Origin of the sequence: Nonomuraea deserti (assembly GCF_004348685.1) — a bacterium.
GTDB lineage: Bacteria > Actinomycetota > Actinomycetes > Streptosporangiales > Streptosporangiaceae > Nonomuraea > Nonomuraea deserti.
Map to the genome: position 1 here is coordinate 1 of NZ_SMKO01000142.1, position 26,771 is coordinate 26,771.

General features: G+C 73.6%; 22 protein-coding genes and 1 pseudogene. 8 read left to right on the top strand and 15 right to left on the bottom strand.

Going from position 1 to position 26,771, the window contains the following annotated elements; genetic code table 11:
* Positions 1-5: 5 nt before the first annotated feature.
* The gene (locus tag E1292_RS35720; protein ID WP_220447221.1) at positions 6-914 is read right to left on the bottom strand and encodes an aldo/keto reductase; all 909 of its coding nucleotides are present in this window, start codon (positions 912-914) and stop codon (positions 6-8) included.
* A gap of 72 nt (positions 915-986) precedes the next feature.
* Entirely contained in the window at positions 987-1,811 is an 825-nt protein-coding gene (locus E1292_RS35725) for an isocitrate lyase/PEP mutase family protein (protein WP_132601651.1), read from the bottom strand.
* A 106-nt stretch (positions 1,812-1,917) separates the two neighbouring features.
* Here E1292_RS35725 and E1292_RS35730 point away from each other — a divergent pair, with 106 nt between their 5' ends.
* Positions 1,918-2,832, top strand: a complete 915-nt coding sequence (locus E1292_RS35730; protein WP_165974913.1) for a LysR family transcriptional regulator — start codon at positions 1,918-1,920, stop codon at positions 2,830-2,832.
* A 275-nt stretch (positions 2,833-3,107) separates the two neighbouring features.
* Here the strand turns inward: E1292_RS35730 and E1292_RS35735 are convergent, their stop codons facing one another.
* Both E1292_RS35735 and E1292_RS35740 read right to left on the bottom strand, forming a co-directional pair.
* Positions 3,108-3,524 (bottom strand): hypothetical protein, encoded by a 417-nt coding sequence (locus E1292_RS35735; protein WP_132601657.1) that lies wholly within the window; start codon positions 3,522-3,524, stop codon positions 3,108-3,110.
* Between the two features lie 65 nt (positions 3,525-3,589).
* Entirely contained in the window at positions 3,590-5,722 is a 2,133-nt protein-coding gene (locus E1292_RS35740; protein WP_132601661.1) for a SpoIIE family protein phosphatase, read from the bottom strand.
* 315 nt (positions 5,723-6,037) lie between these two features.
* Between E1292_RS35740 and E1292_RS35745 the strand changes: the two genes are divergently transcribed.
* The 3 genes and pseudogenes from E1292_RS35745 (at position 6,038) to E1292_RS55180 (ending at position 7,541) form a co-directional block, all read left to right on the top strand.
* Complete coding sequence (locus E1292_RS35745; RefSeq protein WP_132601664.1) at positions 6,038-6,568, top strand: hypothetical protein; 531 nt, start codon at positions 6,038-6,040, stop codon at positions 6,566-6,568.
* A gap of 51 nt (positions 6,569-6,619) precedes the next feature.
* Positions 6,620-6,958, top strand: a pseudogene (locus tag E1292_RS55940) (LLM class flavin-dependent oxidoreductase); the annotation flags it as partial.
* Between the two features lie 82 nt (positions 6,959-7,040).
* Positions 7,041-7,541 (top strand): LLM class flavin-dependent oxidoreductase, encoded by a 501-nt coding sequence (locus E1292_RS55180; RefSeq protein ID WP_281284114.1) that lies wholly within the window; start codon positions 7,041-7,043, stop codon positions 7,539-7,541.
* 48 nt (positions 7,542-7,589) lie between these two features.
* On the opposite strand, the gene E1292_RS35760 is transcribed toward E1292_RS55180, so the two are convergent.
* Complete coding sequence (locus tag E1292_RS35760) at positions 7,590-7,991, bottom strand: winged helix-turn-helix transcriptional regulator (RefSeq protein ID WP_132601670.1); 402 nt, start codon at positions 7,989-7,991, stop codon at positions 7,590-7,592.
* 147 nt (positions 7,992-8,138) lie between these two features.
* On the opposite strand from E1292_RS35760, the gene E1292_RS35765 reads away from it, so the two are divergent.
* Positions 8,139-8,747: a dihydrofolate reductase family protein gene (locus E1292_RS35765; protein WP_132601673.1), complete on the top strand. Its 609-nt coding sequence runs from the start codon at positions 8,139-8,141 to the stop codon at positions 8,745-8,747.
* Here the strand turns inward: E1292_RS35765 and E1292_RS35770 are convergent.
* From E1292_RS35770 to E1292_RS35805, 8 genes are all read right to left on the bottom strand, one after another.
* A complete protein-coding gene (locus E1292_RS35770; protein WP_132601676.1) occupies positions 8,744-10,129 on the bottom strand; it encodes a condensation domain-containing protein in 1,386 nt (461 codons plus the stop codon). The two genes, E1292_RS35765 and E1292_RS35770, sit on opposite strands and share 4 nt — an antisense overlap.
* Positions 10,126-10,395 (bottom strand): acyl carrier protein, encoded by a 270-nt coding sequence (locus E1292_RS35775; protein WP_132601679.1) that lies wholly within the window; start codon positions 10,393-10,395, stop codon positions 10,126-10,128. The genes E1292_RS35770 and E1292_RS35775 overlap by 4 nt, the downstream gene beginning before the upstream one ends.
* Positions 10,392-10,610 carry an MbtH family protein gene (locus E1292_RS35780; RefSeq protein ID WP_132601682.1) on the bottom strand — a complete coding sequence of 73 codons (219 nt, stop codon included), beginning with the start codon at positions 10,608-10,610 and terminating at the stop codon, positions 10,392-10,394. The genes E1292_RS35775 and E1292_RS35780 overlap by 4 nt, the downstream gene beginning before the upstream one ends.
* The gene (locus E1292_RS35785) at positions 10,607-11,458 is read right to left on the bottom strand and encodes an MFS transporter (RefSeq protein WP_181958345.1); all 852 of its coding nucleotides are present in this window, start codon (positions 11,456-11,458) and stop codon (positions 10,607-10,609) included. Before E1292_RS35785 ends, E1292_RS35780 begins: the two co-directional genes overlap by 4 nt.
* Positions 11,459-11,573: 115 nt before the next feature.
* The gene (locus tag E1292_RS52340) at positions 11,574-18,875 is read right to left on the bottom strand and encodes a non-ribosomal peptide synthetase (protein WP_132601689.1); all 7,302 of its coding nucleotides are present in this window, start codon (positions 18,873-18,875) and stop codon (positions 11,574-11,576) included.
* Between the two features lie 44 nt (positions 18,876-18,919).
* Positions 18,920-20,386 carry a class I adenylate-forming enzyme family protein gene (locus tag E1292_RS35795; RefSeq protein WP_246090561.1) on the bottom strand — a complete coding sequence of 489 codons (1,467 nt, stop codon included), beginning with the start codon at positions 20,384-20,386 and terminating at the stop codon, positions 18,920-18,922.
* Positions 20,387-20,599: 213 nt separating this feature from the next.
* Entirely contained in the window at positions 20,600-20,986 is a 387-nt protein-coding gene (locus E1292_RS35800) for a hypothetical protein (RefSeq protein ID WP_132601695.1), read from the bottom strand.
* A 236-nt stretch (positions 20,987-21,222) separates the two neighbouring features.
* Positions 21,223-21,501 (bottom strand): muconolactone Delta-isomerase family protein, encoded by a 279-nt coding sequence (locus E1292_RS35805; RefSeq protein WP_132601698.1) that lies wholly within the window; start codon positions 21,499-21,501, stop codon positions 21,223-21,225.
* A gap of 248 nt (positions 21,502-21,749) precedes the next feature.
* Between E1292_RS35805 and E1292_RS35810 the strand changes: the two genes are divergently transcribed.
* The 3 genes from E1292_RS35810 to E1292_RS35820 all read left to right on the top strand — a co-directional run bounded on the left by E1292_RS35810 (position 21,750) and on the right by E1292_RS35820 (position 24,573).
* Positions 21,750-22,469, top strand: a complete 720-nt coding sequence (locus tag E1292_RS35810; RefSeq protein ID WP_132601701.1) for a PIG-L deacetylase family protein — start codon at positions 21,750-21,752, stop codon at positions 22,467-22,469.
* Positions 22,466-23,161, top strand: coding sequence for a 4-carboxy-4-hydroxy-2-oxoadipate aldolase/oxaloacetate decarboxylase (locus tag E1292_RS35815; RefSeq protein WP_132601704.1), 696 nt, complete (start codon positions 22,466-22,468; stop codon positions 23,159-23,161). The genes E1292_RS35810 and E1292_RS35815 overlap by 4 nt, the downstream gene beginning before the upstream one ends.
* A gap of 89 nt (positions 23,162-23,250) precedes the next feature.
* Positions 23,251-24,573, top strand: coding sequence for a polysaccharide deacetylase family protein (locus E1292_RS35820; RefSeq protein ID WP_132601707.1), 1,323 nt, complete (start codon positions 23,251-23,253; stop codon positions 24,571-24,573).
* Here the strand turns inward: E1292_RS35820 and E1292_RS35825 are convergent.
* Complete coding sequence (locus tag E1292_RS35825) at positions 24,540-25,580, bottom strand: glycosyltransferase family 4 protein (RefSeq protein WP_132601710.1); 1,041 nt, start codon at positions 25,578-25,580, stop codon at positions 24,540-24,542. The two genes, E1292_RS35820 and E1292_RS35825, sit on opposite strands and share 34 nt — an antisense overlap.
* The coding region (locus E1292_RS51665) for a glycosyltransferase family protein (protein WP_165974914.1) at positions 25,577-26,771 on the bottom strand (1,195 nt) is incomplete at its 5' end. The genes E1292_RS51665 and E1292_RS35825, both read right to left, overlap by 4 nt.

Below are 26,771 nucleotides of genomic sequence, written 5' to 3' on the forward strand. Positions count from 1 at the left end.
GGGTGTCAGTCGATCGGCGAGGGAGGCGGGGAGCCGAGCGCCGCCAGGTCCGCCCAGAACCCGCCGGGGATCACCGTGTCGGCGAGGCTCTCCAGCTGGGCCAGCCGTTCGGCCGAGGTGACGCCGACGACCGTGGAGTGGATGCGCGGCTCGGCGAGGGAGAAGTGCAGGGCCGCCGCCGCGAGCGTGATGCCCCACCGCTCGCACAGCGCCTTGAGCCGCTCGACGTGCGCCGCGAACTCGGGAGAGACCCGCCGGTAACCGTACCGTGTGGCGTGCCGTGGCGAACCGCCCAGGATACCGCCGCCGAAGGGGGCGGCGTTGAAGACCGTCATGTTCCTTTCCGTGGCGAGCCGCAGGATCTCCTCCGCGCGCCGGTCGACCAGGGTGTAGCGGTTGTGGGTGAGCACCGCGTCGAACGCGTCGGTGCGGATGTAGTCCTCCACCATGGTGCCGCCGCCGACGGCGATGCCGATGGCGCCCACGAGCCCCTGCTCGCGCAGCGCCACGAGGGCGGGCACGGCTCCGCCGCGGGCCATCGCCTCGCCGACCGTGATCGTCATCGGGTCGTGCAGGTGGTAGATCGGCAACGTCTCGACGCCGAGACGGGAGATCGTCTCCTCCCAGGACCGCATGACCCGGTCACCGTCGAACACGCCGGTGCCGGGGTCGCGGTCGGCCTTGGAGAAAACCGTCACGCCGTCGGGCGCCTGCTTGAGCGCGGTGCCGATCAGCGTCTCGGAGCGCCCGCCGGCGTAGTTGTTGGAGGTGTCCAGCTGGCGGAAGCGGCCCGACACCATCATCCCGGCCAGCGCCTCGTCGCCGGGGCCTGCGCCGAGCGCCGACGTGCCGACGGTCAGGGGCTGGAGGGGCCCGTCGAGGCCGGGCACGCGGCGGCCCTGCTGATCCGGCATGTCCCGCTCCTTGTCACACGCTCTGCGGTGGTCCTGCCGCCGATCATGTCATGGGCGGTCGAGGCGGCCCGCTCAGGGGGCGGAGTACGGCTTGAACGCCCGGTACAGCTCGGACATCGGGGGCACGTCCGCGACGAAGCCGAACCGGCCGTCGCGCATCTGCTTGGCGGCGTCGAGGAACGAGCCGAGCGCGAACCGGGCAAGCGCGCCCCCGATGCTCACCCGCCGCACCCCGATCTCGGCGAGCTGCTCCAGCGTGATCGCCGGGTCGGCGAAGCCCATCACCACGTTCACCGGCCTGCCGACGGAGGAGACGACCGCCCGCATCTCGTCGAGCGTGCGCAACCCCGGCGCGTACAGGACGTCGGCGCCCGCCTCCTCGAACGCCTGGAGGCGCCTGATGGTGTCGTCGAGGTCGCCGGCGTCGTACAGCAGGTTCTCCGCCCTGGCGGTCAGGACGAGCGGGACGGGCAGCCCGCGCGCGACCTCGACGGCCGCCCGCACGCGCTCGACGGCGAGCCCGAAGCCGTAGATCGGTGTCCGGCGGTCACCGGTGGCGTCCTCGATGGACACGCCGGCCACGCCGCACGCGCACGCGTCCGCGATCATCTTGGCCGCCTCGGCGGGGTCGTCGGCGAAGCCGTTCTCCAGGTCGGCGTTGACGGGGAGCGGGGTCGCCTCGCTGATGACGCGGCAGTTGTCGAGGACCTCCTGCCGGGTGGCCCGGGTGCGGCCGGCCTGGTTGGCCACGCCGAGGCTGGTGGTGGCGAGGGCGTCGAAGCCCAGGGAGGCCAGCAACCGGGCCGTGCCGGCGTCCCACGGGTTGGGGAGCAGGAGCGGCTCGGGGCCTTCGTGGAGATCCCGGAATCGAGTCGCGCGGGCCGTCTGGTCGGTCATGGTGCTCTCCCGTCGTGAGCTGCGGTTACGTCTTCACTCTCGCCTCTCGTCGATAGATCAGTCAAATGCATGGAAACGATGCGAGTCATCAGGAATACTGATGGGCGTGACAGTCGAGGAGATCGAGGCGTTCGCCGCCATCGCCGAGCTGGGCGGGTTCACGGAGGCGTCCAGGAAGCTCAACCGGTCGCAGCCCGCCATCAGCCGCCGAATCCGCGAGCTGGAGCAGTCGCTGGGCGCCGCCCTGTTCGAGCGGACCGGCCGACGGGTGGCGCTCACCGACGCGGGCCGGGCGCTCCTGCCGTACGCGGAGGCCGCGCTGGCGGCGATGCGCGACGGCGAGCGTGCCGTACGCGACGCGGCCGTGCGTCCCGGCGGCGCCCGGACCCTCAGCCTGGCCATCGTCGGCACCCTGGCCGACTCGCACATCGTCGACGCGCTGCGCACGTTCGAGTCAAGGTTCCCCGAGGCCTCGGTCGAGCTGCGCACCGCGACGAGCCGCGAGGTGAGCGCGCTCGTCCGCGGCGGCGAGGCGTCCCTGGGCCTGCGCTATTTCCCCGACGCCGACCCCAAGCTGGAGTCGATCCCGCTCGGCGTCGAGAAACTCCTGGTCGTGGTGCCGGCCGCGCATCCGGTCACCGCCCGCCGCCTGCCGGACCTGCGGGCGTTCGAGGGCGAGCGGTGGCTGGGCTTCCCGCCCGAGCGGGGCCAGCCCGACTCCTTCGGCCACCTCCTCGACCACCGCTTGCCCGCGTCGGGGCTGGTGGGCGCCCCGATCACCAGGGTCGACAGCCTCACCGCGCAGAAGCGCCTGGTGCAGGCCGGTCTCGGCGTCGCCCTCATGCCGATCAGCAGCGTCCGGGAAGAGCTGCGGATCGGCAGCCTGCGGGCGGTCGAGGTGGCGGACCTGGACGCCGCCCTGCCCGTGGTCGTCATCCGCAGGCGGCGCGGCTACCGGAGCGGGCCGGCGGCGGCGTTCCTGGAGGTGCTGAAGGATTACACGCCCCAGCTGCTGGACTGACCGCCTTCCGCGGGCCGGCTGACGGGCCCGCGTCGGGAGCTCTGGCGGCGGGCTCTCATCGCGGTCGCGAGCGCGTGGTCGTGGTGGCTGCCTCGTCCGCCTCGCCGGCGACCGAGGCGAAGGTGGTGCGGTCGCGTACGTCCAGCTCGCCCGGCGACCGAGGCCAAGGCGGTGCGGTCGCGTACGTCCAGCTCGCCCGGCGACCGAGGCCAAGGCGGTGCGGTCGCGTACGTCCAGCTCGAAGGGCTCCAGGGCGTGGCGTGCGGCGCCCGCCGTCAGCCGCAGGTGCGGGTTCTGACGCGGAGCGCACGCCCGTCGCCCGGCTGCGGCTCCACCGACATGCCGGCCCGGACCAGCGCGCGCACGCAGGCGCCCAGCCCGCCCCCGGCAGGCAGATGCCGCTCGGCGAAGGTGACCAGGAAGACGCCGTCGTGCCCGCCCTCGACGTCGAACCCGTCGGCGCCGCCCGTCGCGGCGCATCCTGACCGGCGCAGGAGCGCGCGGATGCGTTCGGCGTCGCGGTCGCGTTCGCTCCACAGGGGCCGGCCGCCGGCTCCCCGCCCGTACGTGGGCCCCTCGTCCGGCTTGGGGGTGCCCGGGGACCGGCTGCCGGCCGTATGGGGTGCGCCGTGGACGCCCGGCCGATCGTGGTCGCCGCCGGCTGCGGGGCGTCCCCGCCAGATCTTCGCCATGGGTCACCTCCTCGGTCCGCTTCAGGCGGCATCGCCCCTGCCCTGTGCGGCGGGAGCGAAACGGGTCAGCCCGGGGGCGCGCGGTGCTCCACGAGGAGGAGCGCGATGTCGTCGGCGCGCTGGCTGGTGTGCGGGGCGTGGTTGAGCAGGGTGTCGCTGAGCTCGTGGACGGGCTCGCCCGCGGCGCGGCCGAAGTGTTCCGCGAGTTCGCCGATGGCCTGGCCCAGGTCGACGCCGGGGGTTTCGACGAGGCCGTCGGTGTAGAGGGCGAGGACGGCACCCGGCGGGAACGGCACCTGGACGGTGGGGTATTCGGCGTCGCCCTGGACGCCGAGCAGGATGCCGGCGGGCACGTCGATGACCTCGGCGGGCTGGCCCGGCGGGCGCAGCAGGGGCGGCGGGTGCCCCGCGCTGGCGGCCCACAGCGTGCGCAGCCGCAGGTCGAAGTAGATGAGCAGGCAGCTGGTGAACAGGTCGGGATCCAGGTCCATGAGCAGGCGGTTGGTGAGCTTGAGCACGTTGCCCGGGCTCGCTCCCGCGGCCGCGTAGGCGTGGATGGCGGTCCTGACCTGCCCCATGAGCGCGGCGGCCGTGACGTTGTGGCCCTGGACGTCCCCGATGATCGCCGCGGCCTTGGTGTCGCTCAGACGGATCAGGTCGTAGAAGTCGCCGCCGATCCCCACGCCGCGGGTGGCGGGCACGTAGCGGGCGGCCACGTCCAGCCCGTCGATCTCGGGCAGTCTGCGGGGGAGGAGCGAGGTCTGGAGGGTGTGGGCGAGCCGGTCCTTGGTGTCGTAGAGCAGGGCCCGGTCCAGGGCCTGGGCGATGAGCCCGGCCATCGCGACGAGGCTGGCCCGCGTCTCGTCGGTGAACGGGTAGGGCTCGTCGAAGGCGAGCACGCACGCGCCGGCGACGGTGTCCGTCGTGCGCAGCGGCAGGAACGCCCAGGCGGCCATCCCGTCACGGGCCTCGGCTCCCGGATACATCCGGCGCAACTCGTCCACATCGGAGAAGAAGGCGGGGTCACCGGTGCGCAGGACGTGTTGCGCGGGGGCGACGGAGGTCAGCGGCAGGCGGTCGATCCGTTCGAGGACGCCGGGGTCGTAGCCGTGCGAGCCGACGACCTTCAACCTCCCGCCCTCGGCCACCATGATCGCCAGCGCCCCGACGTCGAAGACCGGCATGACGTGGTCGGCGACCATGCCGACGATCTCCTGCACGTTGAGGGCCCGGCTCAGCGTCGCCGCGAGGTGGAGCAGGTTGTAGAAGACGTCCGCGCGGGGCAGGCCGACGTTGTCGGCGCCGGGGGCGTCCTGCCGCCGCGCCGATCGGTCGGCCGCCGCCTCGGTGATGTGCAGGCTGATGCCGGACGGGTCCGGATGCAGGCTGATGTGCAGGGGGCGGCCGGCGGGGCCGCGGACCGCGCAGGACGTGGGCTCCTGGCTGACGGCCGCCGCGCGGCAGCGGTCCTCGAACAGCGGGTCCTTCAGCCACGCCGCCGCCTCCCAGAGCGGCTCGCCCAGCTTGCGCGCCAGGTCCCCGCCGAGCAGGTCGGCCGTCCTCGCGCTGACGAAGGTGAGCCGGCCCTCCAGATCCAGGCCCACGCAGCCGTCACGGAGCCGGTCGAGATAGCCGGCCGCGGCCAGGGCATGGTGCACGTCCGGCACCCCGGCCCACGCGGGGGTGAGGACGCGCGGCTCGTCCCCGGCGCGCGGCGGGTGCCCGTCGCGCGCCGCCTGCCGCATGAGGTCGCCGAGCCTGCGGGTGGCGTGGTCGATGGTGTCCCGCTCGTGGGGGGCGAGTTCCGGCGGGTGCGACGGCGGCCACATCAGGATCAGGGAGCCCCACACGTCCCCGTTCGACTCGATGGGGGTGGCGGCCGCGGCGAACGGGTACGGCAGCGCGATCGCCGTCGCCGGGAAACGGCAGGCGAGCTCCTGGTAGTCCGGCACCCAGATGAGCCGGCGCTCGCGTACGGAGCCCGACACCGGGACGCCCGCGCTCACCCGCACCCGCGTCCACGGCTTGACGATCTGGGCGGGCAGCCCGGTCTCCGTCTCCATGAGCAGCACCTGGCCGTCGTCGGCCAGCAGGTAGACCGCGCCGATGTGCGCCCCTGTGTCGCGTACGGCCTGGGCCAGCACCTCGTCCACCTCGAGGGCATGGTGCGCGGCAGCGCTGACTACGCCGTCCTGCACGGCCTACCTCACTCCGGCCCGTGCCGACGACGTCGCTGCGCTCCCATGACCAGCCATAGGCCAACGGTAAGTGCCCCTACTTCAGATCAAGAACCCGCATTACCGGGTTCTGATGACAAGCTTGCAGAAACTTAGGCGTTTCGGACAGCGGCTACCAAATGCGACGGAAGTCCGGATGGCATGCGGGTGAACGGCGGAAGGCTCCTGCGGGTTCGGCGATGGCCGCCCTGTCCATCCTGGTATCTACTAGGTAGGCGATCATGTTTGGTTTCTCTAGATTTGACGTGATCACGCACCCCCAAGGAGATGTTCACCGTGAAGCGACTTCTCGAAGGAACTCCGCTGCGCGCCGGTGCTGTCACCGTCGCGCTGGCCGGCGGCCTGCTGGCCGCGCCCTCCGCGGGGGCGGCCGCGGCGACCGGCGGGCAGGCGGTCGTCTCGGTGTCGCAGGCGGCCGCCTCGACCGCCGCCGCGCGCCCGCGTAACGGGAAGATCATCTACGACCGCTACACCGGTGGCGGCGGAAGGCTGAAGATCAGGAACGGCACCTCGAAGGACGGCGTCGTCACCCTGGTCAAGGGCAGGACCAAGGCGGTGAGCATCTACGTCCGCGCGCGGTCTTCCGCGAGCATCAACGACGTCAGGAGCGGCACGTACCGGGTCTACTTCACGACCGGCTACCGGTTCGACACGAAGAAGCGCAAGTTCACCAAGAACCCCTCCTACCAGCGGTTCGACCAGCGGCTGAGGTTCACCTCCACCAGCGGCTGGAGCCTGACGCTCAACCCGGTGAGGGGTGGCAACGCCAGGACGCGCTCGGTCAACCCGAAGGACTTCCCGGCCTGATGGCACTTCGTTTTTCATAGTTTACTACGAAAAACGTAGTAGCCTGTGGGCATGGAACTTGGTGTCGCCCTGCCCACGTCCGGTCTGCTGGCCACACCGGCCGGCATAGCCCGCGTCGCCCGTGAAGCCGAACGGCTCGGATACGACGCGGTGTGGACCTACGAGAGACTGCTCCGGCCGACCGCCCCCGTGTCGATGGGGGGCGGCGAGCCGCAGCCGGTGCCGGAGGTCTACCGCCTCACCTACGAACCGCTGGAGACGCTGAGCTACGTGGCCGCGCTCACCGAGCGGGTCAAGCTCGGCACCAGCATCATCGACGCCCTGCTGCACCCGGCCGTCGTGCTGGCCAAGCGGTTCGCCACCCTCGACCAGCTCAGCGGCGGCCGGGTCGTCGCCGGGCTCGGCCAGGGCTGGATGCCGCAGGAGTTCGCCGCCGCCGCCGTGCCCATGAGCCGGATCGGGCCGGGCCGAGGTGGTCGCCGCCATGCGGGCCTGCTGGGGGCCCGACCCCGTCGCATACGACGGGACGTTCACCCAGATCGCCGAGTCGGAGATCAACCCCAAGCCGGTGCAGGCCCGCGTGCCGATCCTGCTCGGCGCCATGACGCCGGCCGGCGTGCGCAGGGCCGCCCGCATCGCCGACGGGCTCAACCCGGTGGCGCTCTCCCACGACATGCTGACCGGCCTGGCCAAGACGTTCAGGGGGGCCGTGGCGGAGGCCGGCCGCGATCCGGAGTCGGTCACCGTCGTCGCCCGGGCCAACGTGCCGCTCACCGCCGACGCGCTGGGCGACGACCGGCCGTTCCTCGGCGGCTCGCCGCGGCAGATCGCCGGCGACCTCGCGGGGCTGGAGGGCGCCGGCATCGACCACGTGCTCTTCTCCAGCTTCGGCCAGGACACGCCGGGCGGGCAGATCGGGCTCGACCGGGCGCTCGACCTCTACGCCGAACTGATCGACCTCGTCAGAGGGTGACGGCCACCGGCTGCCCTCCCGGGCCCGTCGGCCTGGCAGGAACGGGTCTCAGCACTCCGGGCCGGCGCCGGTCGCGCGCTCCTGGGCACAGAGCTCGCCGATGTTGTTGCGATCGGCCCAGGCGTGCAGCTCCTGGAAGGCGTCACGCAGGTCCTCCCCGGCGGGCGTGAGCCGGTAGAGGACCGCCCCCGCCGAGCCGTCGGCCAGGTGCCGCTCCACGAGCCGCGCCGCCGTCAGCTCGCGCAGGCGGTCGGTGAGGAGGCCGTCGGTGATGCCGGGAATCGCCCTGGCCAGCTCGCTGAAGCGGGCGGGCCGGTGCAGCAGCGCCACGATGATCATGCCGTTCCAGCGCTTGCCGAGCACCCTGAACACGTCGGTGAACTGCGCACCACAGGAGACACCCCCGACGCTCTGGTCGGAGGCCGGGCGCTCGGAGACGTGTCCGGACATGACCACCAGCTTACCTTCGGGGCGCGTACCGGGATGGTGCGCCGCTGACGGGCACGCGGGCTGAAGGATTCCGTAAGCGGGCGAGGCCAGAATGGTCCGCGTAGGGAGACGGCGGGGTCCGGCGGCCCGCGACGGAAGGAACTTCAGATGGCGAGCAGGCTCGTGGTTTCGACGTTCGTGACGCTCGACGGGGTCATGCAGGCCCCCGGCGCGCCCGGCGAGGACGACTCCGACGGCTTCCCGTACGGCGGCTGGCTGGCCCCGCACGTGGACGAGGGGTTCAACCGCATCATGGGCGAGCAACTGGAGCGCGCCGGCGGCATGCTGCTGGGCCGCAGGTCGTACGAGATCCTCGCCTCCTACTGGCCCGGCGTGCCGGACGAGGAGGGCGGCGCCACGATCAACGGAATGGCGAAATACGTCACCACGAGGAAGCCGATGACCGCCGAGTGGCGGAACACCGAGGTCCTGGTGGGGGAGGCCGGCCAGACCGTCGCCGACCTCAAGGGGCGTGCCGACGGCGAGATCCTCGTGCAGGGCAGCAGCGACCTCATCCGCTCGCTGCAGGAGGCCGAGCTCGTCGACGAATACCGCCTGCTGGTCTTCCCCTGCGTCCTCGGCCGGGGCAAGCGGCTCTTCGCCGAGGGCACCGCGCCGGCCGGGCTGAGGCTCACCGGGTCGACGACCACCGACGCCGGCGTCGTGTACGTCACCTACGAGCGCGCCGGCAGGCCCGTGCGGGGTTCCGTCGCCTAGCGCCCGCCCCCGTACGCGCTGATCCCGCACAACCGGCAGACCCCGGCCATCGGCACGTCCTCGGTGAGGCTGCGGACCAGCAGCGTCTCGACGCCGAGCAGCATCGCCCTGGCCGTGTCGCGCCGCAGGCAGGCGGTGTCGACGATGAGGCTGAGCTGCCCGGTCTCCGCGGCGGTTCCCACGGTGAAGAACACCTTGAACCGCACCCCTGGCCACGCGTCCGCGACGTGGACGCGGGTCTCGCCCGTGAGCCCGGCCACGTCCTCGTCGGAGCCGAGGCGCGGCAGGTTCGGCCAGGAGCCGGCCCCGCGCCGGTCGTTGAAGAACGCGTCCAGGTCCGGCTCGCGGCCGCGGCGCCGCCCGACCTCCTCCCGCATGGCCTGCATCGCGTACGGGTCGTAGTGCGCGTTGCGGTAGGCCACCAGGGCGTTGCGCTGCGCGGCCCGGCACGTGGCGGCGAAGTCGGTGGCGGGCAGGTCGAGCACGAACAGGCCGTCCTGCCCCACGGTGCCGACCATGGAGCGGGTACGCGCGTCGCGCCGGTTGCTGTGCACCAGCTGCATGACGGCCCGCCGGCGGCCGCTCACCTCGGCGAGGACGGTGGCGCACGCGGCGAGCAGCACGCTGGTCGTGCCGACCGTCCAGCGCGCGGACAGCCGCCCGGCCGCCGCGGCGAGCGCCACCGACTCCATGCCGACTTCGAGGAACCGGGGCTCCTCCGGCTCGCGGGGAGGATGGTCGAACACGTCGAGCGGCACCTCGTCGAGCACGGAGCGCCAGTGGCGGATCGAGCGCGCGGAACGCGCCTGGAACACCTCCTCGCGCTCCAGGGCCGCCTGGTCCATGGGCTGCCACGCGGGCGGCGGCAGCTCCTCGCCTCGCAGCAGCGCCCGCCACTCCGCGGAGAGCAGGCTCAGCGCCTGGAAGTCCACCGCCAGGTGGGAGAAGACGAACGCCAGCGCCTTCGGCCGGCCGCCGTCCATCACGACCACGCAGCGCAGCGGCAGGTCCTCGCCGTGCGCGAAGACCGTCCTGCCCAGCTCGCCGGCGATCCGCTCGGCCGCCTGCAACGGGCGTTCCCGCCCGGACTCCACCAGGTCCACGGCCAGCTCGCCGCCGCGCGCCACCCGCTGGACGGGTCCGCCCGGCGTGGCGGCGAACGTGGTGCGCAGGCTCTCGTGGCGTTCGAGCAGCGCGCGCAGCGCCCGCAGCACGGCGGCCAGGTCGCGCCTGCCGTGGACGGGCAGCACCCACGGGCAGTTGAGGAACGACTGGCTGTCGCCCATCAGGTGCACGGCCCGCCACATCAGCCGCTGCCCCCACGTCAGGGTCGCCTCGCCGTCCCGCGGCCCGCTGAACGGCACCGTCGCGCTCCCGGTCACGCCGCGTCTCCTTCCAGCAGCGACGCCAGGGCGGTGGCCAGCGTGCCGACGTGCTCGAAGGTCGGCAGCTCGCCGCGCAGATCGATGTCGACGCCGTACGCGTCCTCGATCTCGTCGATGAGGTGGATGCGCGCCAGCGAGGTGAGGCCGAGCGCCGAGAGCGGGTGCTCGCCCGCCAGCACCTCCTCGGCGCTGATCCCGCCGCCGGACACGCCGGCGATCATGTCCGCCAGCTCCCGCTCCAGCCGCCCGGCGTCCGCCGTCACCGCGCACCCCCGAGGGAGCCGCCCGCGGCGTCGTCCTGGCGCAGCCGCACGCTGCGCGGCCGCATGTCGCGCCAGACCTGGTCGATGTGGCTCAGGCAGTCGTCCTTCGAGCCGGCGAACCCCTCGGCCCGCCAGCCGTCGGGGGGCTGCCGGTCGGCCGGCCACAGCGAGTACTGGTCCTCGTCGTTGACGACCACCTGGTGTCGTTCGGTCACGGTGCTGCCTCCGTCGTCGTCTTTGGGGTGGTGGAGCCGCGCAGGGCCTGGACGCCGACCAGGTCGTCGGCGATGGCGTCGGGCACTTCGTGGTCGAAACGGGCCAGCGCCGGGATCCGCATCGCGATCAGCGTGACCGCCAGGATGGCGACGCCGAAGAGCACGTACATGAAACCGATGCCGCGGCCGGGCCCCGTGCCGATGAGCGCGCCGACGGTCGGCGCGAGCGGGCCGCCGTCGAGGAGCAGCGGGTCGAGCACGGAGGCGGCGTACGGGGCGACGAGGCCGAAACCGATGGGCAGCGTGGACCAGGCGATGAGCGTGTTCATGGCGAACACCCGGCCGTGGAACCGCTGGGGCACCTTGACCTGCACGATGGTGGCGTAGATGCCGTTGAGCAGGGTGAGCCAGGCCGTCATGCCACACACGCCGACGGCGATCACGGCCAGGTCGGCGCGCACGCCGGTGAGCAGGCAGAAGACGCCCAGGGCCAGGGTGCACAGCAGCACCCCGCGCAGCCGCAGGCGGCGCGGGCCACCCCAGACGATCATGATGAGCGCGCCCGCGAACGTGCCGACTCCCGCCAGGAAGGAGATCCTGCCCACGTCGGGGAGCCCGGCGAACGACAACACCAGCGGCCCGAACATCAGCAGCAGCGGCGAGAGGAACACGTTCAGCACGACGAAGAACAGCAGCATGCCGACGAAGCCGCGGTGGCCGAGCGAATAGCGCAGCCCGCCCAGGATCTCCGCCGGGACGGTGCGGCGGGGCACCGCCGCCGCCCCCCGTCGCAGCCGCCGCGCCATCAACTCCTGCTTGGCGTCGGACAGGGCATCCGAGCTCGTCACGGACCCTCCTCCACGTCGCGCGCCTCGCTCACCTGGGCGTGTCGCTCGCCTGGGCCACCTCGGTCACCGGTGGGGTGTCGCTCGCCTCGGTGCGCCGTCCGTCCGGGCGCCTCGCTCATCCCGGCACCTCCGTCTCCAGCAGGCGGGTCGCCTCCGCGTCCGACAGGCCCGACAACTCCTCGATCAGCAGGCTCTCGACCGCGGCCGCGAGCCCGGCTACGGTCGGCTGGTCGAACAGCGTGCGGATCGGCACGTCGACCTCGATCGCGTTCCGCAGCAGGGCCGCCGCCCTGGTCGCCAGCAGCGAGTGGCCGCCGAGGGCGAAGAAGTCGTCCAGCGCGCCGATCCGGCCGGCGTCCACGCCGAGCACCTGCGCCCACACCTCCGCCACCAGCGTCTCGGCGTCCGTGCGCGGCGGCACGTGAACAGGGGCCGGCTCGGGACCGGCCTGCGGCAGGGCGGCCAGGTCCACCTTTCCCGCGATCGTCAGGGGCAGCGCGTCCAGGCGTACCCAGCCGCCGGGCACCAGGTGGGGCGGCAGGGTCGCCGCCAGGCGGCGGCGCAGCTCGTCCGGCTCGGCCGGCCCGGTCACGTACGCCACCAGGCGCTCACCGTCCGCCGTCACCGCCGTCTGGCGCACCCCCGGGCAGGCCAGCAGCGCCGCCTCCACCTCGCCGGGCTCCACCCGGAAGCCGCGCACCTTCACCTGGCCGTCGAAGCGGCCCAGGAACTCCAATTTCCCGTCCGGCCGCCACCGCACCCGGTCCCCGGTCCGGTACAGCCTGGCCCCCGGCAGGCCGTACGGGTCGGGCACGAACCGCTCGGCGGTCAGCGCGGGGGAGCCGGGATAGCCCCGGGCCAGCCCGGAACCGCCCAGGCACAGCTCGCCGGGGACACCGGGGGGCACCGGCTCCCCGTCCGGCCCGAGCACGTGCGTGGTCGCGCCGCCCACCGGCCGGCCGATCGGCGGGCGGCGACCGGTGTCCGCCGCGCCGAGGACGGCCGCCGTGGCGACGATCGTCGCCTCCGTCGGCCCGTACGTGTTGACCAGCCCGACCCGGTCGCCGAAGCGGTCCCGCCACCTCGCCACGGCCGCGGCCTGCGCCTGCTCGCCACCGATGATCATCAGCCGCAGCGCCTCCGGCCAGGTCACGTCGTCGAGGTCCTCGGTGAGCCGGTGCCAGTAGGCGGTCGGCAGGTCCAGCACGGTGACCTGGCGGCCGGCCTGGGTGCGCAGCACGTCCGGCAGGGTGAGGGCGCCGCCGGGAAGCAGCAGCACGGCCGCGCCCGCCGCCAGCGCCGGGTACAGCTCCTCCGCGTGGGCGTCGAAGCCGAGCGACGCGAACTGCGCGACCCGGTCGTCCGGGCGCAGTCCGTACGCCTCCCGCATCCAGCGCACCCGCGCGGCCAGGGCACCGTGCTCCACCAGCACCCCCTTCGGCGTGCCGGTCGAGCCGGAGGTGTAGATCACGTACGCGGGGTCGCCGGGCTCGACGCTCTCCCACCCGCCGAGCCACCGGTCGTCCCCGCTGCCCGACCAGCCGGCCGGGACGAGCACGGGAACCGTGCCGCCCTGCAGCCGAGGCGCCAGCGTGGCGTCGCTCACCACCAGGCGGGCGCCGCTGTCGGCGATCAGGAAGGCGAGCCGCTCGACGGGATGGCCGGGATCGAGCGGCAGGTACGCTCCGCCCGCCCGCCAGACGGCCAGCAGCGCCGCCACCGCGTCCACCGACCGTGGCAGGCACACGCCGACCACGCAGCCGTCGGCCACCCCGCGCCGTCGCAGCGCCGCCGCCAGCCGCGCCACCCTGGCGTCCAGCTCCGCGTAGCTCACCCGCTCCTCGCCGCACACCAGCGCCGTGGCCTCGGGAGCGGTGGCGACGACTCCCGCGAAGAGCGCCGGCACCAGCCCGGCCGCCGCGTCACCCGGCTCCAGCCCGCCGTGGGCCGCTTCCAGCACGTCGTGACCCGGTACCAGCGTGCCGTGAACCGCCTCCGGCACGTCGCGACCTTGCTCCAGCGCGCCGTGTCCTGACCTCAGCCCGCCGTGATCCGGTTCCAGCTGGTCGTGATCCGGTTTCAGCGCGTGGTAAGGCGGCGCGGTGGCGTTCGCGGCCAGGACGGCCGCGTCGGCGCCGGTCAGGAGCGGCAGCCGCGAGACGGGGGTGCAGGGTGCGTCCGCGATGCCTCGCAGGAGCACGGCGAACCGTTCCGCCAGGCTCTCCGCGGTGACCGCGTGGAACATGGTGGCGTCGTAGCCCAGCACGGCGCGCAGGCCATCGTCGTCCCGCCACGTCTCCAGGGCGAGCGGGAACTTGGCCTGCCGATACCCGCCGTCGAACAGCCGCACCTCCAGATCGCCGATTCGCTCGGGCGGGGTGCCGTCACCCGCCTGGCTGTGCAGGATGATCATGGTGGACAGCAGCGGGTTGCGATGGAGGTCGCGCGGCACGCCCAGCTCGCCGATGAGCCGTTCGAACGGCACGGTGCGGTGGGTGTGGGCGTCGAGCACGCTGCGGCGGGTGGCGGCCAGCAGATCGCGGAAGGCCGGATCGCCCGAGAGGTCGCCGCGCAGCACCAGGGTGTCGGTGAGGTAACCGATGACCGGCTCCAGCTCCACCCGGTCGCGGGACGCCCACGGCGTGCCGACCAGGACGTCGCTCTGGCCGGTGTGCCGGGCCAGCAGTACCTGGTAGGCGGCGACCAGCACCATGAAGAGGGACGCGCCGTGCTTCTGCGCCAGCCGTTCCAGGCGCTCCACGACGTCCTCGGGGATCCGGAACGGGTGGAAGGCGCCCTCAGGCCGCTCCCCGCCCGGCTCGTCGGCGGGCAGCTCCAGCAAGGGCGGGCCGGCCAGGCGGCGCCGCCAGTACTCCAGCGACTCCTCGGCCGCCGCGCCGGACTCCCGTTCCCGCTGCCACAGCGCGACGTCGCCGTACTGCACGGGCAGCGGGGCGAGGCGGGGCTCGCCCCCCTCGACCCTGGCCAGGTAGAGGGCGAACAGGTCGTCGAACAGCACGCCCAGCGACGCGCCGTCGGCGATGATGTGGTGCAGGACGAAGCAGAGCACGTGGTCGTCGCGGCCGAGCGCGAGCAGGCTCACCCGCAGCGGCGGCGACCCGGCCAGGTCGAACGGCGCGTTGGTGCGCTCGGCGACCAGCCGCCTGGCCCGCTCCTCCGCGCCTGGCGAGCCGGTCAGGTCGAGGCGTTCGACCGGCACGGGTCCCGGCGGGTGGACCACGGTGGCCGGCTCGCCGTCGACGTCGGCGAACGACGTGCGCAGGCTCTCGTGCCGCGCCACCACGGCGTCCAGCGCGGCCTGGAGCGCGCCGGTGTCGAGCGCGCCGCGCAGCCGCAGCACGAGATACATGGTGTACGACGCGTCGTCCGGGTCGAACCGCTGCAGGAACCACAGCCGCTCCTGCGCGGACGACAGCGGCGGACTCGTCCCCGCCGGCCTGGGCCGTATCTCGTGCTGAACGGCGTCCCCCTCTTCGCCGGCCTCGGCCTCCTCCCCGCGCAGGCGGACGATCTCCTCGACGATCCCGCCGATGGTGGGGTCGTCGAAGAAGGCGTCCAGCGACACCTCGACGCCGAGCCTCTCGCCGATCCTGGCGGTGATCTGGGTCATGGTGAGCGAGTGGCCGCCGAGGTCGAAAAGGTCGTCGCCGGTGCCGATCCCGTCCACGTCATCCAGATCAAGGACCTCCCCCCAAATCCGGCGAACCACCTCAACCACCTCGACCCGATCGGTCGTCCCAGCCCGATCCGCCACCCCGGGCGGGTCCGCCTCCCCGGCCTGGTCGGACTCCCCGGCCTGATCGACCACCTGGGGCGGGTGCCCCTTCCCGGTCCGGTCCGCCTTCTCGACCTGATCGACCACCTGGGGCGGGTGCCCCTTCCCGGTCCGGTCCGCCTTGCCGGCCTGATCGACCACCTGGGGCTGCTCCGCCCTCCCGGTCAGGTCGGCCTCCCTGGTCCGGTCGGCATGATCGGGCTGGTCGGGGTTGGTTTCACCCGCCCGGTCGATCTTCCCGGTCGGGTCGGCCTCGCCGGTCGGGTTGGGTTTCCCGTTCGGGTCGGCTTCGTCGGTACGGCCGGCTTGGTCAGCTTGGTCTGGTTGGTGGGGGTGGTTGGTCTCACCTGCCCGGTCGGTCACCACGGTCGGCTCGGGTTCCACAGGTGGGTCGGTCCGCCTGGTCGGGTCGATCCTCCCGGTCGGGTTGGCCTCGCCGGTCGGGTCAGCCTGTGTGGGCCGGTCGGCCTGACGGGGCCGGTTGGCCTGACTGGCCACGTGGGGCGCTTCGGCTCGGGTGGCGTCGGAGCCCTGGGCTTCGACCGTCCCGTGCAGCGCCGGACCGGCCTTTCCGACCGGAGCCGCCTCCTCGGACGGGGCGCCGGCCGGGAGGGTCAGGGCCCTGCCCGCCGACTGTGGAAGGGCCGCGCGGTCGAGTTTGCCGACGGGGGTCAGCGGGGGCTCGTCCAGCGGGACGTAGGAGGCGGGAAGCATCGCGGGCGGCAGGGTACGGCCCAGGTGGGCGGCCAGCACGGCGGGCTCCGGGGCCTCGCCGGGTGCGGGCACGACGTACGCGATGAGGCGGTGATCGTCCGGACCCTCGCCCCGGACGATCACCGCCGTCTCGGCGACCTGGGGGTGCTCCCGCAGCCGCGACTCGATCTCGCCGAGCTCGACCCGGTGGCCGAGCAGCTTGACCTGCCCGTCCGCCCGGCCGAGGAACTCGATCTCGCCGTCGGCCCGGTAGCGGGCCAGGTCGCCGGTTCGGTACAGGCGCGCGCCGGGCGGCCCGTACGGGTCGGGGACGAAGCGTTCGGCCGTGCGGCTGGGCCTGCCCCGGTAGCCGCGCGCCACACCGGCGCCGCCGACGCACAGCTCGCCCGTGACGCCCACCGGCACCGGCCGCAGTCTCGCGTCGAGGATGTAGACCCGGGTGTTGGCGATGGGCCGGCCGATGGTGACCGTCTCCCCCGGCTCTCCCGCCGTGCTCCAGATGGTCGTCTCCGTCGGGCCGTACACGTTGACCACCCGGTCGAAACGGGCGCGCAGCTCGGCGGCGAGCCGGGGTGGCAGCGCCTCGCCGCCCGCGAGCGCGGTCGTCCCGGTGAGCCCGCCGGACAGCAGCAGCCGCCAGACCGACGGGGTGGCCTGCACGTGCGTGACGCCCTGCTCCGAGGCCAGCCGGGCGAGCGCCACGGGTCCGCGTACGGCGCCGCGCGGGGCGACGACCACCCGGCCGCCGGTGATCAGCGGCAGGTAGAGCTCCAGGGCGCTGATGTCGAACGCGGGTGAGGTGAGGGCCAGCCAGGTGTCGCCGGGCCCGGCGCCGAGCCGGTCGCGCATCGCGAGCAGCAGGTTGGCCAGGTTGCCGTGGCTGACCTCGACCCCCTTCGGCCGGCCGGTCGAGCCGGAGGTGTAGATCACGTACGCGAGGTCCCCGGCCGACGGCGGCCGGGTCGGCGGCGGGTCGAGCGGGCCGGGCTCCGGGTCGTCGCTCACGGCCAGCACGGGCGCCGGCAGGTATCCGGCCGCGGTGGTCTCCGACAGCAGCAGCCGGGGCCGGGCGTCGGCCACGATCATCGACAGCCGTTCCGCCGGGTGGCCGGGGTCGAGCGGCAGGTAGGCGGCGCCGGCCTTCTGCACGGCGAGCAGGCAGACCGGCAGCATGGCAGAAGGCTGCAGGTGTACGGCGACCAGCTCGCCGCGCCCGACGCCCGCCTGCCGCAGCCGGTGGGCGAGCCGGTCGGAGGCGGCGTCCAGCTCGGCGTAGGTGAGCGAGCGGCCCTCGAACGTCACGGCGGGCGCGTCGGGGCCGGCGCCCACCTGCGTGGCGAACAGGCGCAGCAGCGTGGCCTCGGCGGGGTAGGCGGCCGCGGTGTCGTTCCACCCGGCGAGCATCAGCTCCCGCTCCTCGCCGGGCAGGACGTCCAGGTCGGCCAGGCGGAGGCCGGGGTCGCCGGCCGCGTGGCGCAACAGCGCGCGCAGGCCGCCGGCGAACCGGTCCGCGGTGTCGCGGTCGAGCGCCGCCGGGTCGAAGCGCAGGCTCGTGGCCAGCCCGTCGGGACCGTCGACGAACTGCAGGTGCAGGGGGTTGCGTGACCCTCCCGCGAACATCGTGCGGTCCACCGTGACGTCCAGGCCGGGGAACTCCGGCTCGGGCGCCGCCTCCCGCCTGCGGTAGCTGATCGACACGGGGAGGACGGCAGGCGGGCCGCCGAGCGCACGGGCGGGCGGCACCTCGCGGAAGCGGTAGAGCTCGCGCAGCTCGGCCCGTACGGCGCGGACGTGCTCGTGGAACGTCTGGCCGCCGGACGGCCTGGACAGCACGGGCAGCTCGTTGACGAACGGGCCGATGTGGTCGCGGGTCGCGGCCCCGCGCGTGGTCACATCGACCGCCACCGCCACCGTCTCGACGCCGCCCTCGGCGCGGCTTTCAGCACGGTCCCCAGCACCGCGCCCGGCACGGTCCCCAGCACCGCGCCCGGCACGGTCCCCAGCACCGCGCCCGGCACGGTCCCCGGCACCGTCGGCGCGGTCCCCAGCACGGTCCCCGGCACCGCCCTCGGTACCGCGCCCGGTGTCGCTTTCGGTGTCGCTCTCTGGGCTGCTCACAGTGTCGCCTCCTGGGCCGTACCGGAACAGGAGCGCGTGCACGGCGGCGAGCAGTACCTCGAAGGTCGTCGCGCCGGCCGCCCTGGCCACCTCGTCGGCGTGCCCGCCCAGCTCGTGGTCGAGGCCGGCGTCGATCTCCATGCCGGCCCCGAACCGGGCCGCGGTACGCAGCGGGCCCGGCAGCACGATCCCGGCGGGCGCCACCCGGCGCCGCGCCCAGAACTTTCTGGCGCCGGGCAGCGCGGCCGCCGCCCGCTCGTGCTCGGCGGCGGCCGCCTCGGTGAACGGCAGCGGCGGTAACCGGGGGTCGTCCCCGTCGCGCCGGGCGGCGTAGCAGCGGGCCAGGTCGCGCACCAGGATGTCCTTCGAGATCCCGTCGAAGACCAGGTGGTGGGCGACGAACAGCAGCAGGTGCCGCTCAGGCCCGGCCGGCGCGAGGGTGAACCTGGCGGTCGGCCCTTTCTCCAGGTCGAACGGGCGGGCGATCTCGTCCCTGACCAGCCGATCGAGGGCGTCGGGGCAGCGGCCGGGCAGGTCGGCGACCGTCACGGGCGGCTCCGCGGCGACGGCCTGGCGGAGCCCGTCACGGTCCTGCGCGACGGTGGTGGCCAGCACCGGGTGCCGGGCGGCCACGTCGGCGCACGCGGAGACCAGAGCGGCCACGTCGAGGTCACCGTCGAGCCAGAGGGCGAGCGGCATGTGGTACGCCGGGCCGGCGCCCATGCGCTCGCCGATCCATATGCCCTGCTGGGCGAACGAAGCGGGAAGGGTTTCCTGGCGGTGCGTCATGTGCGTCTCTCTGTTTCCATCCGCTGGCCGGTCGCCAGGGGTTCTCACGTGGAGCCGGCCGGCGGAGGCGCGTCCGCGGGGCCGAGCAGGTCGAGGAGCCGGGGCTTCACCACCTTTCCGACGTGGTTCTTCGGCAGCTCGGGCAGGAACAGCAGCCGGCTCGGCAGCTCGTGCCGGGCGAGCCGGTCCAGCAGGAACGCGCGCAGGTCCGCGGCCGTGACGGGGTGGCGGGTGACGACGGCGGCACCGGGCACGCGGCCGAGCACCGGGTGCGGGATCCCGACCACGGCGGCCTCGGCGACCGCGGGGTGCTCGTACAGCGCGGCCTCCACCTGGAGCGTGGAGACCTTGTGCGCGCCCGACTTGATGACGTCGCTCTCCCTGTCGACCAGGTAGAGGTAGCCCTCCTCGTCGAGGTAGCCGACGTCGCCCATGCGCACCCAGCCGTCCTTGAAGACGTCGTCGCTCAGCCGGCGGTCCCGGTAGTAGGCGCGGGTCCCGGCGGGGGAGCGCAGCCAGACCTCGCCCTGTTCGCCGGGCCCGGCGGGCCCGCCGTCCTGGCCGACGATCCTGAGCTCGCCGCCGGACGTGGGGCGGCCCACTGACGCGGGCCTGGCCGGATCCACGATCATCACGGTCTGCGCGGGTACCGCCTCGGTGGAGGTGTAGTAGTTGACGATCGTCGCTTCCGGGAACGCCTCGGCCATGCCCGCGGCCACGGCGGGGGGCAGGCCGGCCGCGGTGGAGCCGAGGAGGCGCACGCTCGACAGGTCGTACTTCTCCCGCACCCCGGCGTTGAGCAGCTCGATGGCCATGGCGGGCACCACGAACACCGTGCCCACGCGGTACGACTCGATCAGCCGGGCGAAGCGGGCCGGCGTGAACAGCGGCAGGGTGAGGGCGGCGGGGCGGGCGTCCAGGGCGTTGACGAGCATGGTCTGGGCGGCGTTGCTGCCGATCGGGAACGCGTGCAGGAAGTGCCGCGAGTGGGCGAGCTTGCGGCGCCGGGGGTTCGTGGAGACGCCGTAGGCGAGGTTGGCGTGGGTGGCGCCGACGCCCTTGGCCCGCCCTGTCGTGCCGGAGGTGTAGATGATCTGTGCCAGCGCGCCGGGGGCGACGCCGCGCCGTACGGGGGCGTCGTCGCCGTTCAGCTCGTCCGGGACGGCTCGCCATTCGCCCACGTCCGGAGGCTCGGCGCCGGGGCCGTGCAGGACGGCGGTCACGGAGCAGTCCGTCAGCGCGTGCCGCACCTCGGCGGGTGCCAGCCGGCCGGACAACGGGACGGCGACGCATCCGGCCCGCATGACGCCGCACCAGGCGGCGGCGAAGTCGATCCAGTCCCGCTCGTCGAACAGCAGCCCGACCCGGTGGCCGGCGGTCAGACCCCGGTCGATCAGCGCGTGCGCGACGGTGTTGGCGCGACGGTCCCAGTCGCCGAAGGAGAGCTCCCGCGCTCCGGCCACCACGAGCGCGGGGCGGTCCGGCTCCTCCTGGGCGCGCCGTGCGAGCACGTCGGGGAGCGTGAGCCCGGGGTCGTGACCTATCACGATCGTTCACCGAAAAGTTTCGACACCATGACCCGTTCCCTGCTCGGCCGTCCGCCGGGGCGATCCGGTGCCGCGGGTGTTCCGGACCGCTCTTCTCCGGCAGGATAGGCAACAGGAGGCCGATGCAACAGGGAAAATTTTATTCTTCTTCCGAAACTTTCGGTTCGCAGTTGCCGCTCAGCGGTGCCTGACCTTTCTCAGGTCGTGGGTCCTGACGCGGTGGCGGCAGCCGTCCCACGCGATGCGGCCCAGGTTGATGTGGCCGGTGCAGAGCCGGAAGCCGGTGATCCTGGTGAGCCAGGTACGGCGCGTCCGGCAGCCGCCCTGGGGCGCCTGGGCGGTCCACTCCTGGTCGCGGGTGGTGGTGTACTCGGCCCTGATGGAGGTGTCGTCGCGGACCTTGTCGCACACGGTGATCCGTTTGCGGTCGGCGTCCACGACGACGGAGCCTTCGCGCGCGTCATAGGTGGCCACCCGGGGCCCGTCGCCCGCCATGGCGGGGGTGGCGGCCAGAGCGACTGCCGCCGCGGTCGCCACGGTCGCGGTGAGGACGCGCTCGAGCATGTCTGACTCCTTGTCCGCAAGAGCCCGGAACGCTCGCCGTGTCGTGGGTGTTGGTTCCGCTCCGGGAAGAAAGGCGTGAACTCACCCACTGTGACCGCCATGAGGGGAGAAGTCCCGCAGGTCGGCACCCTCCCGATGGGGCTTGGCCAACACTTGGCCGGTCCGGCGGACGGCCCGGGTGCTCTATGCCGGGAGCAGGACGACTCGTGTCACTTTCGTAAGCCGCCCCGGAGAGGCTACTTCTGCTCCTGCGGATGGGTGGCCAGGGCCTCGACAGTCACGTCCATCCACTTCCACATCGGCAGCGACGTCAGCGCGTCGTGCAGCTCGGCCGGGTCGCCCGCCTCATAGAGGCCGACGGTGGCGTTGCGGCCGGGAACCCGCCACAGCCGCTTGAGTATGCCGGCGTCGCGCAGCTCCTGGGCCCGCTCGCGTTCGGCCCTCCGCAGGCGGTCGCGGGTGTGGTCGGGCGTGTCGGGCGGCAGCAGGTTCTCCGTGCGCACCAGGAATTCCATGGCTCTCCTCCTGGTACACCAGTAGAACCGGATGCGTGAGCGCGTGTCGTCGGGCATCGGAACCGGCTGCACCGCGACAAATGTCCGTTGTGGCGGCGGCCTCCAACACGATAGGCGCCGGGCTCTAGGTCGAATGACGTAGAGCATGCCGGACGTCACGACGTTCCGGCACGGGCCGGGCACTCCTACTGTCCTTCGTGACGGCTAACGGATATTCGCGATGAATGAGGACCGAAGGAGAAGCCGCGATGAGTCTGCTGGTGATCAGCGCGCACGCGGGCGACTTCGTCTGGCGCGCCGCCGGAGCGATCGCGCTGGCCACGTCCCGGGGCGAGCGCGCGAAGGTGCTGTGCCTGACGTACGGCGAGCGCGGCGAATCGGCGAAGGCCTGGCGTGAGGGCAGGACGCTGGAGGAGATCAAGGACATCCGGCGCACGGAGGCGACCGGCGCGGCCGAAGTGCTCGGGGCCGAGATCGAGTTCCTCGACGCCGGCGACTACCCGCTGCTGGAGTCGACGGAGCTGGTCGACCGGATGGTCCGCGTCTACCGCGAGGTCAACCCGTCGGTCGTGCTGACCCACCCGCTGGCCGACCCGTACAACCAGGACCACCCCGCCGCCGCCCGCATGGGGTTGCAGGCCCGGGTCCTCGCGCAGGCGATCGGCTACGACGCGCCGGGCGAGCCGCTGGGCGCGCCGCCGGTGTTCTTCTTCGAACCGCACCAGCCCGAGCAGTGCGGCTTCAAGCCCGACGTGCTGCTCGACATCACGCCCGTGTTCGACACCAAGCGCAAGGCCATGGAGTGCCTGCCCGCGCAGCAGCACATGTGGGACTACTACACCGACCTCGCCAGACGCCGCGGCGTCCAGGTCAAACGCAACGCCGGCCCCAACCTGGGCCTGCCGCACACCACCATGGGCGAGGCCTACATGCGCCTCTACCCGCAGGTCACGGACGTGCTGGCATGAGGACGGTCATCGTCACCGACCCGCCGCGCGCCGACGGCGAGCAGGTCGCCAAGCTCGCCGGGTACGGCGTGGCCACCGTCCACGAGGCCCTGGGCCGCACGGGCTTCCTCGGCCCGCAGCTGCGGCCCACGCACCTCGGCTCGCGCATCGGCGGCACCGCCGTCACCGTGCTCTGCTGGCCGGGGGACAACCTGATGATCCACGCGGCGGTCGAGCAGTGCCGCTCAGGCGACGTGCTGGTCGTGACCACCACCTCGCCGTGCGGCGACGGGATGTTCGGGGAGTTGTTCGCCACCGCGCTGCAGGATCGCGGCGTACGCGGGCTCGTCACCACCGGCGGCGTGCGCGACGTCGCGGAGCTGCACGCCATGGGCTTCCCCGTCTGGTCGGCCGCCGTCAGCGCGCAGGGCACCGTCAAGGCCACGCCGGGCTCGGTCAACGTGCCGATCACCGTGGGCGGGCAGCTGGTCAGGCCCGGCGACGCGATCCTCGCCGACGACGACGGCGCCATGGTCGTGCCGCGCCAGGACGTCGAGCGGGCGCTCGACCGCGCGCAGGCCCGCCTGGACAAGGAGGAGGCCACGCGCGCCGCGTTCCGCGCCGGCGAGCTCGGGCTCGACCGTTACGGGCTGCGCGCCGAGCTCGCCGAGCTCGGCGTCACGTACGTCACCGCGGAGGAGTACGGCCTGTGACCGCCGGTTCGGGCGGCACCGGCTGACCCTTCCCGCCGGCGGACCGGCGCGCATGGCAAGATGATGCGGCCGGGGGGAGGGGAGGACAGGTGCGTCGTGTGGTGGCGGCGGCGGTCGTGGCGATCGCCCTGGCCGCGGGATGCGGCAACCCCGGAACCGCGCCGGAGCCGAGCGCCGGACCCACGAGCGCCGGACCCACGAGCGCCGGACCCACGAGCGCCGGGCCCACGAGCGCCGGGCCCACGAGCGCCGGGCCGGCGAGCGCGGAGCCGGCCGGCGGTGCGGTGGTCTCGCTCACCTTCGACGACGGCCTGCGGCGCCAGGAGCAGATGGCCCGGGAGCTGACCGAGCGCGGCATGGCCGGCACCTTCTACGTCCACAGCACCCGCGTCCAGGCCGACGGCTACCTCGACCGTGCCCAGCTGACGCGCATGGCGCGGGCGGGGCACGAGATCGGCGGGCACACCCGCACCCACGCCCGGCTGCCCGAGCTCCACCCCGACGAGCAGCGCAGAGAGGTGTGCGGTGACCGCGCTGGGCTGGCCGCGCTGGGCTTCACCGCGAGATCGTTCGCCTACCCGTTCCACGCCGTCGACGCGGCGGCCGAGGCCGTGGTGGAGGAGTGCGGCTACAGCAGCGGCAGGGGCCGGGCGGGCGCCGCCGCTGAGCGGACCGCGCCGGCGGACCCGTACAACCTGAGGACGCCGCTGTCGGTCGGCGCGCGCACCACGCTCGCGCAGGCCCAGGAATACGTGATCGCGGCCGAGCGGCGCAAGGGCTGGGCGATCCTCGTCTTCCACGACTACTGCGCCGGGTGCGGCCCGCTGGGGGTCGACCCCGAGCTGTTCACCGGGCTCCTCGACTGGCTGCGGGGCCGCGCGGTCGCCGTGCGCACCGTCGGCGACGTCATCGGCGGCGACGCGCGGCCCGTGCCGCCGGTCAGGGCGCCGTCGATCGTGCTGAACGCCTCGCTGGAGAACTATTTCGGCAAGGAGGGGCTCCCCGACTGCTGGCAGCTCGACGGGAGATCCGCGAAGGCCACGTTCGGCCGGGTGGCGGGCGCGCGCAGCGGGCGCTGGGCCGGCCGCGTCGAGGTGACCGGGAGCGACCCGGCACGGCTCAGGCTGGCGATCAGGCAGGACGACGGCGCGTGCGCGCCCACGCCGGGCGGCACCGAGGCCCCGGCACTGTCGGTCTGGTACACCTCGACCGCCCCCGTACGGTTCGCGGTCAGCACGCGGTCGGGCGACGGGGTGTGGGCGGGCTGGACCACCGGCCCCGAGTTCCCCGCCACGCGGGCCTGGCGGCAGGCCACCTGGAAGCCCCGGCTGCCGGACGCCGCGGGGATCAGCTTCGGCCTGGTGCTGGCGGCGCCGGGTCAGGCCACCTTCGACGACTTCGCGCTGCGCTGAAGCACGTTCGCGAAGGCGGCCAGCGCGTACTCCGGGTGCGTGCGCTCGCGCACCAGCGAGGTCGTGCTCAGCAGCGCGGCGCGGAAGTCGCGGTCCGACAGCGCCTTGAGCGCCTTGGCCGCCGCGGTCGCCCAGTCTCCTGGCGGGTAGAGCGCCTCCTCGGGGAGGATCTCGGGCAGCGCCCCGACCGACGGGGCGATCACCGGGCAGCCCCGCACCAGCGCCTCGGCGACCGACATGCCGAACGACTCGTCGGTCGTCGTCGAGACGGTCAGGCCGCCGCTCGCCCCGATGGCGGAGTAGAGGGCGGGCATCTGGTCGTAGTCGACGCGCGGCAGCCAGCGGGCCGCGCCGAGGGCTGGCGAGGCGGCGAGCTTCGTGGTCAGCGCGGACACCTCGCTCGCCGGGGCGGTGTACCCGCCGACGAGCAGCGGCGTGACCCTGGGACGCGCGGAGGCGATCCGGTCGAGCAGATCGGCGGCGGCCCGCCAGCGCTTGTGCCCGTCCAGCTTGCCGATCCAGGCCACCGGCGTGGAGTCGAGCGCGGGGGGGACGGTCTCGGCGTACCAGCGCTCGTCCAGGCAGTTGGGCACCACGCTGATCGGCGACAGCCCCAGCGCTCCCAGCTTGGCGCGCATGTACTCGCTCACGGTCACGAAGTGGCCGGGGCTGACGGAGAGCTCGCCCAGGTAGGACAGGTTCGCCGTGGTGGTGTGCACCTCGAGGATCAGCGACCCGGGGGAGCCCGCGCGCTGCCACGCCGACAGGAAGCTGGGGCTGTCGATCACGACGAGCACGTCGGGCGCGGCCTGCCTGATGGCGGCCTCGCGGGCCTCGTCGGTGGCCGCCACCCTGGCCACGCCCGGCGGGAAGTGGCCGACCATGCCGTGGTCGGCCTCGTAGAGCACGCCGATCTCGAACTCGGCCGAGAAGTGCGTGTAGCGGTTGAGCAGCTGGGTCGACACCCCGCCGATCACGCCGTAGCGGTAGCAGAACAGCACCTTCACCGGCACTCCAGCAGCGTCAGCAGCCCCTCGCGGCCCTTGCGCGCGACACGCTCGGCCATCTCGGAGTACGCGTCCACCCGGCACTCCCAGGTGTTGACCGCGAGCCAGGCCCGGATCTCGGCGGCGTCGGGTGCCGTTCCGGCGACCTGCGGCAGCGCGGCGACGAACTCCGCCGCGGACTCGGTGACGTGGACGCCCGGGTAGCCGGCGCACTGCGGGAAGTACGTCGTCAGCACCGGCAGGCCGAGATGGAGGTACTCGTACACCTTGATCGGGTCGACGGCGTCGGCCAGCGCGCCGTTCTTGAACGGGATCAGCGCCAGCGCCCAGCCGGTGCTGAGCTCGGCCAGCTCCTGGTGGCCGAGCAGCCCGAGCAGGCGTACGTTCTCCGGCAGCCGCAGGTCGGGGTGCTGGTGGCCGGCCAGCTCGAAGGTGTACTGCGGGTGGGCCCTGGCGGCGCGGAGCACCAGGTCCCAGTCGAACCACTTGTCCGTCAGATGCCCGAAGTAGCCGATCCTGGTGGCGTCGGGCCGGCGCGGCGATGGCGGCGCGGGGAAGGCCGGGTCGAGCGCGTTGGCGTTGACGCTCACCGGGCGGCCGCCCAGCGTCTCCATCTTCCTGGCCAGCGGCTCGGAGACCGCGGTGACCACGTCGGCGTGCGCGACGAGGTAACGCTCGAAGCCCGGGTGGTACCACTTCGCCATGCCGACCTTGGCGAACTCCTCCCAGTCGTCGCGCGCGTCGTAGATCGTCACCCAGCCGTGCGAGGCGGCGTGGGTCAGCGTCCGCACCATCGTCTCGTGCGGGAACGACGCGAACAGCAGCTTGCGCTTGCCGCCGAAATCCGCGCCCAGCACCTCGTCGAGCAGCTTGGGCGTGAGGTCGATCGGGCTCTGGAACAGCAGCGGGTCGGGGTGCGACGGCAGCGGGTCGGTGTCGCGCCAGCGGTAGTAGTTGAAGAAGACCGGGCAGTCGCGGCCGAGGTAGACGCGGGTCAGGCGGATGGGCCGGTTGCCCCTGGCCTCCTGCACGAACGTGGTGCCCGAGAACATGAGCACCACCTCGTCGCCCGCGGCCGCCCTGGCACGGTCGATCCACTCGCGCAGCGCGATCCGCGTCTCCTGCTCCTGCTGCGCCGGCGCGGCCGCCGCGGGCGGCGGCTCCGGGGCGGAGGAGGCGGGGGAAGCGGGG

Bases quoted from the DNA above. Each gene is read 5' to 3' on its own strand.
- E1292_RS35720 (WP_220447221.1), bottom strand. From the start codon at position 914: ATGCCGGATCAGCAGGGCCGCCGCGTGCCCGGCCTCGACGGGCCCCTC.
- E1292_RS35725 (WP_132601651.1), bottom strand. From the start codon at position 1,811: ATGACCGACCAGACGGCCCGCGCGACTCGATTCCGGGATCTCCACGAA.
- E1292_RS35735 (WP_132601657.1), bottom strand. From the start codon at position 3,524: ATGGCGAAGATCTGGCGGGGACGCCCCGCAGCCGGCGGCGACCACGAT.
- E1292_RS35760 (WP_132601670.1), bottom strand. From the start codon at position 7,991: ATGTCCGGACACGTCTCCGAGCGCCCGGCCTCCGACCAGAGCGTCGGG.
- E1292_RS35765 (WP_132601673.1), top strand. From the start codon at position 8,139: ATGGCGAGCAGGCTCGTGGTTTCGACGTTCGTGACGCTCGACGGGGTC.
- E1292_RS52340 (WP_132601689.1), bottom strand. From the start codon at position 18,875: ATGACGCACCGCCAGGAAACCCTTCCCGCTTCGTTCGCCCAGCAGGGC.
- E1292_RS35800 (WP_132601695.1), bottom strand. From the start codon at position 20,986: ATGCTCGAGCGCGTCCTCACCGCGACCGTGGCGACCGCGGCGGCAGTC.
- E1292_RS35805 (WP_132601698.1), bottom strand. From the start codon at position 21,501: ATGGAATTCCTGGTGCGCACGGAGAACCTGCTGCCGCCCGACACGCCC.
- E1292_RS35810 (WP_132601701.1), top strand. From the start codon at position 21,750: ATGAGTCTGCTGGTGATCAGCGCGCACGCGGGCGACTTCGTCTGGCGC.
- E1292_RS35815 (WP_132601704.1), top strand. From the start codon at position 22,466: ATGAGGACGGTCATCGTCACCGACCCGCCGCGCGCCGACGGCGAGCAG.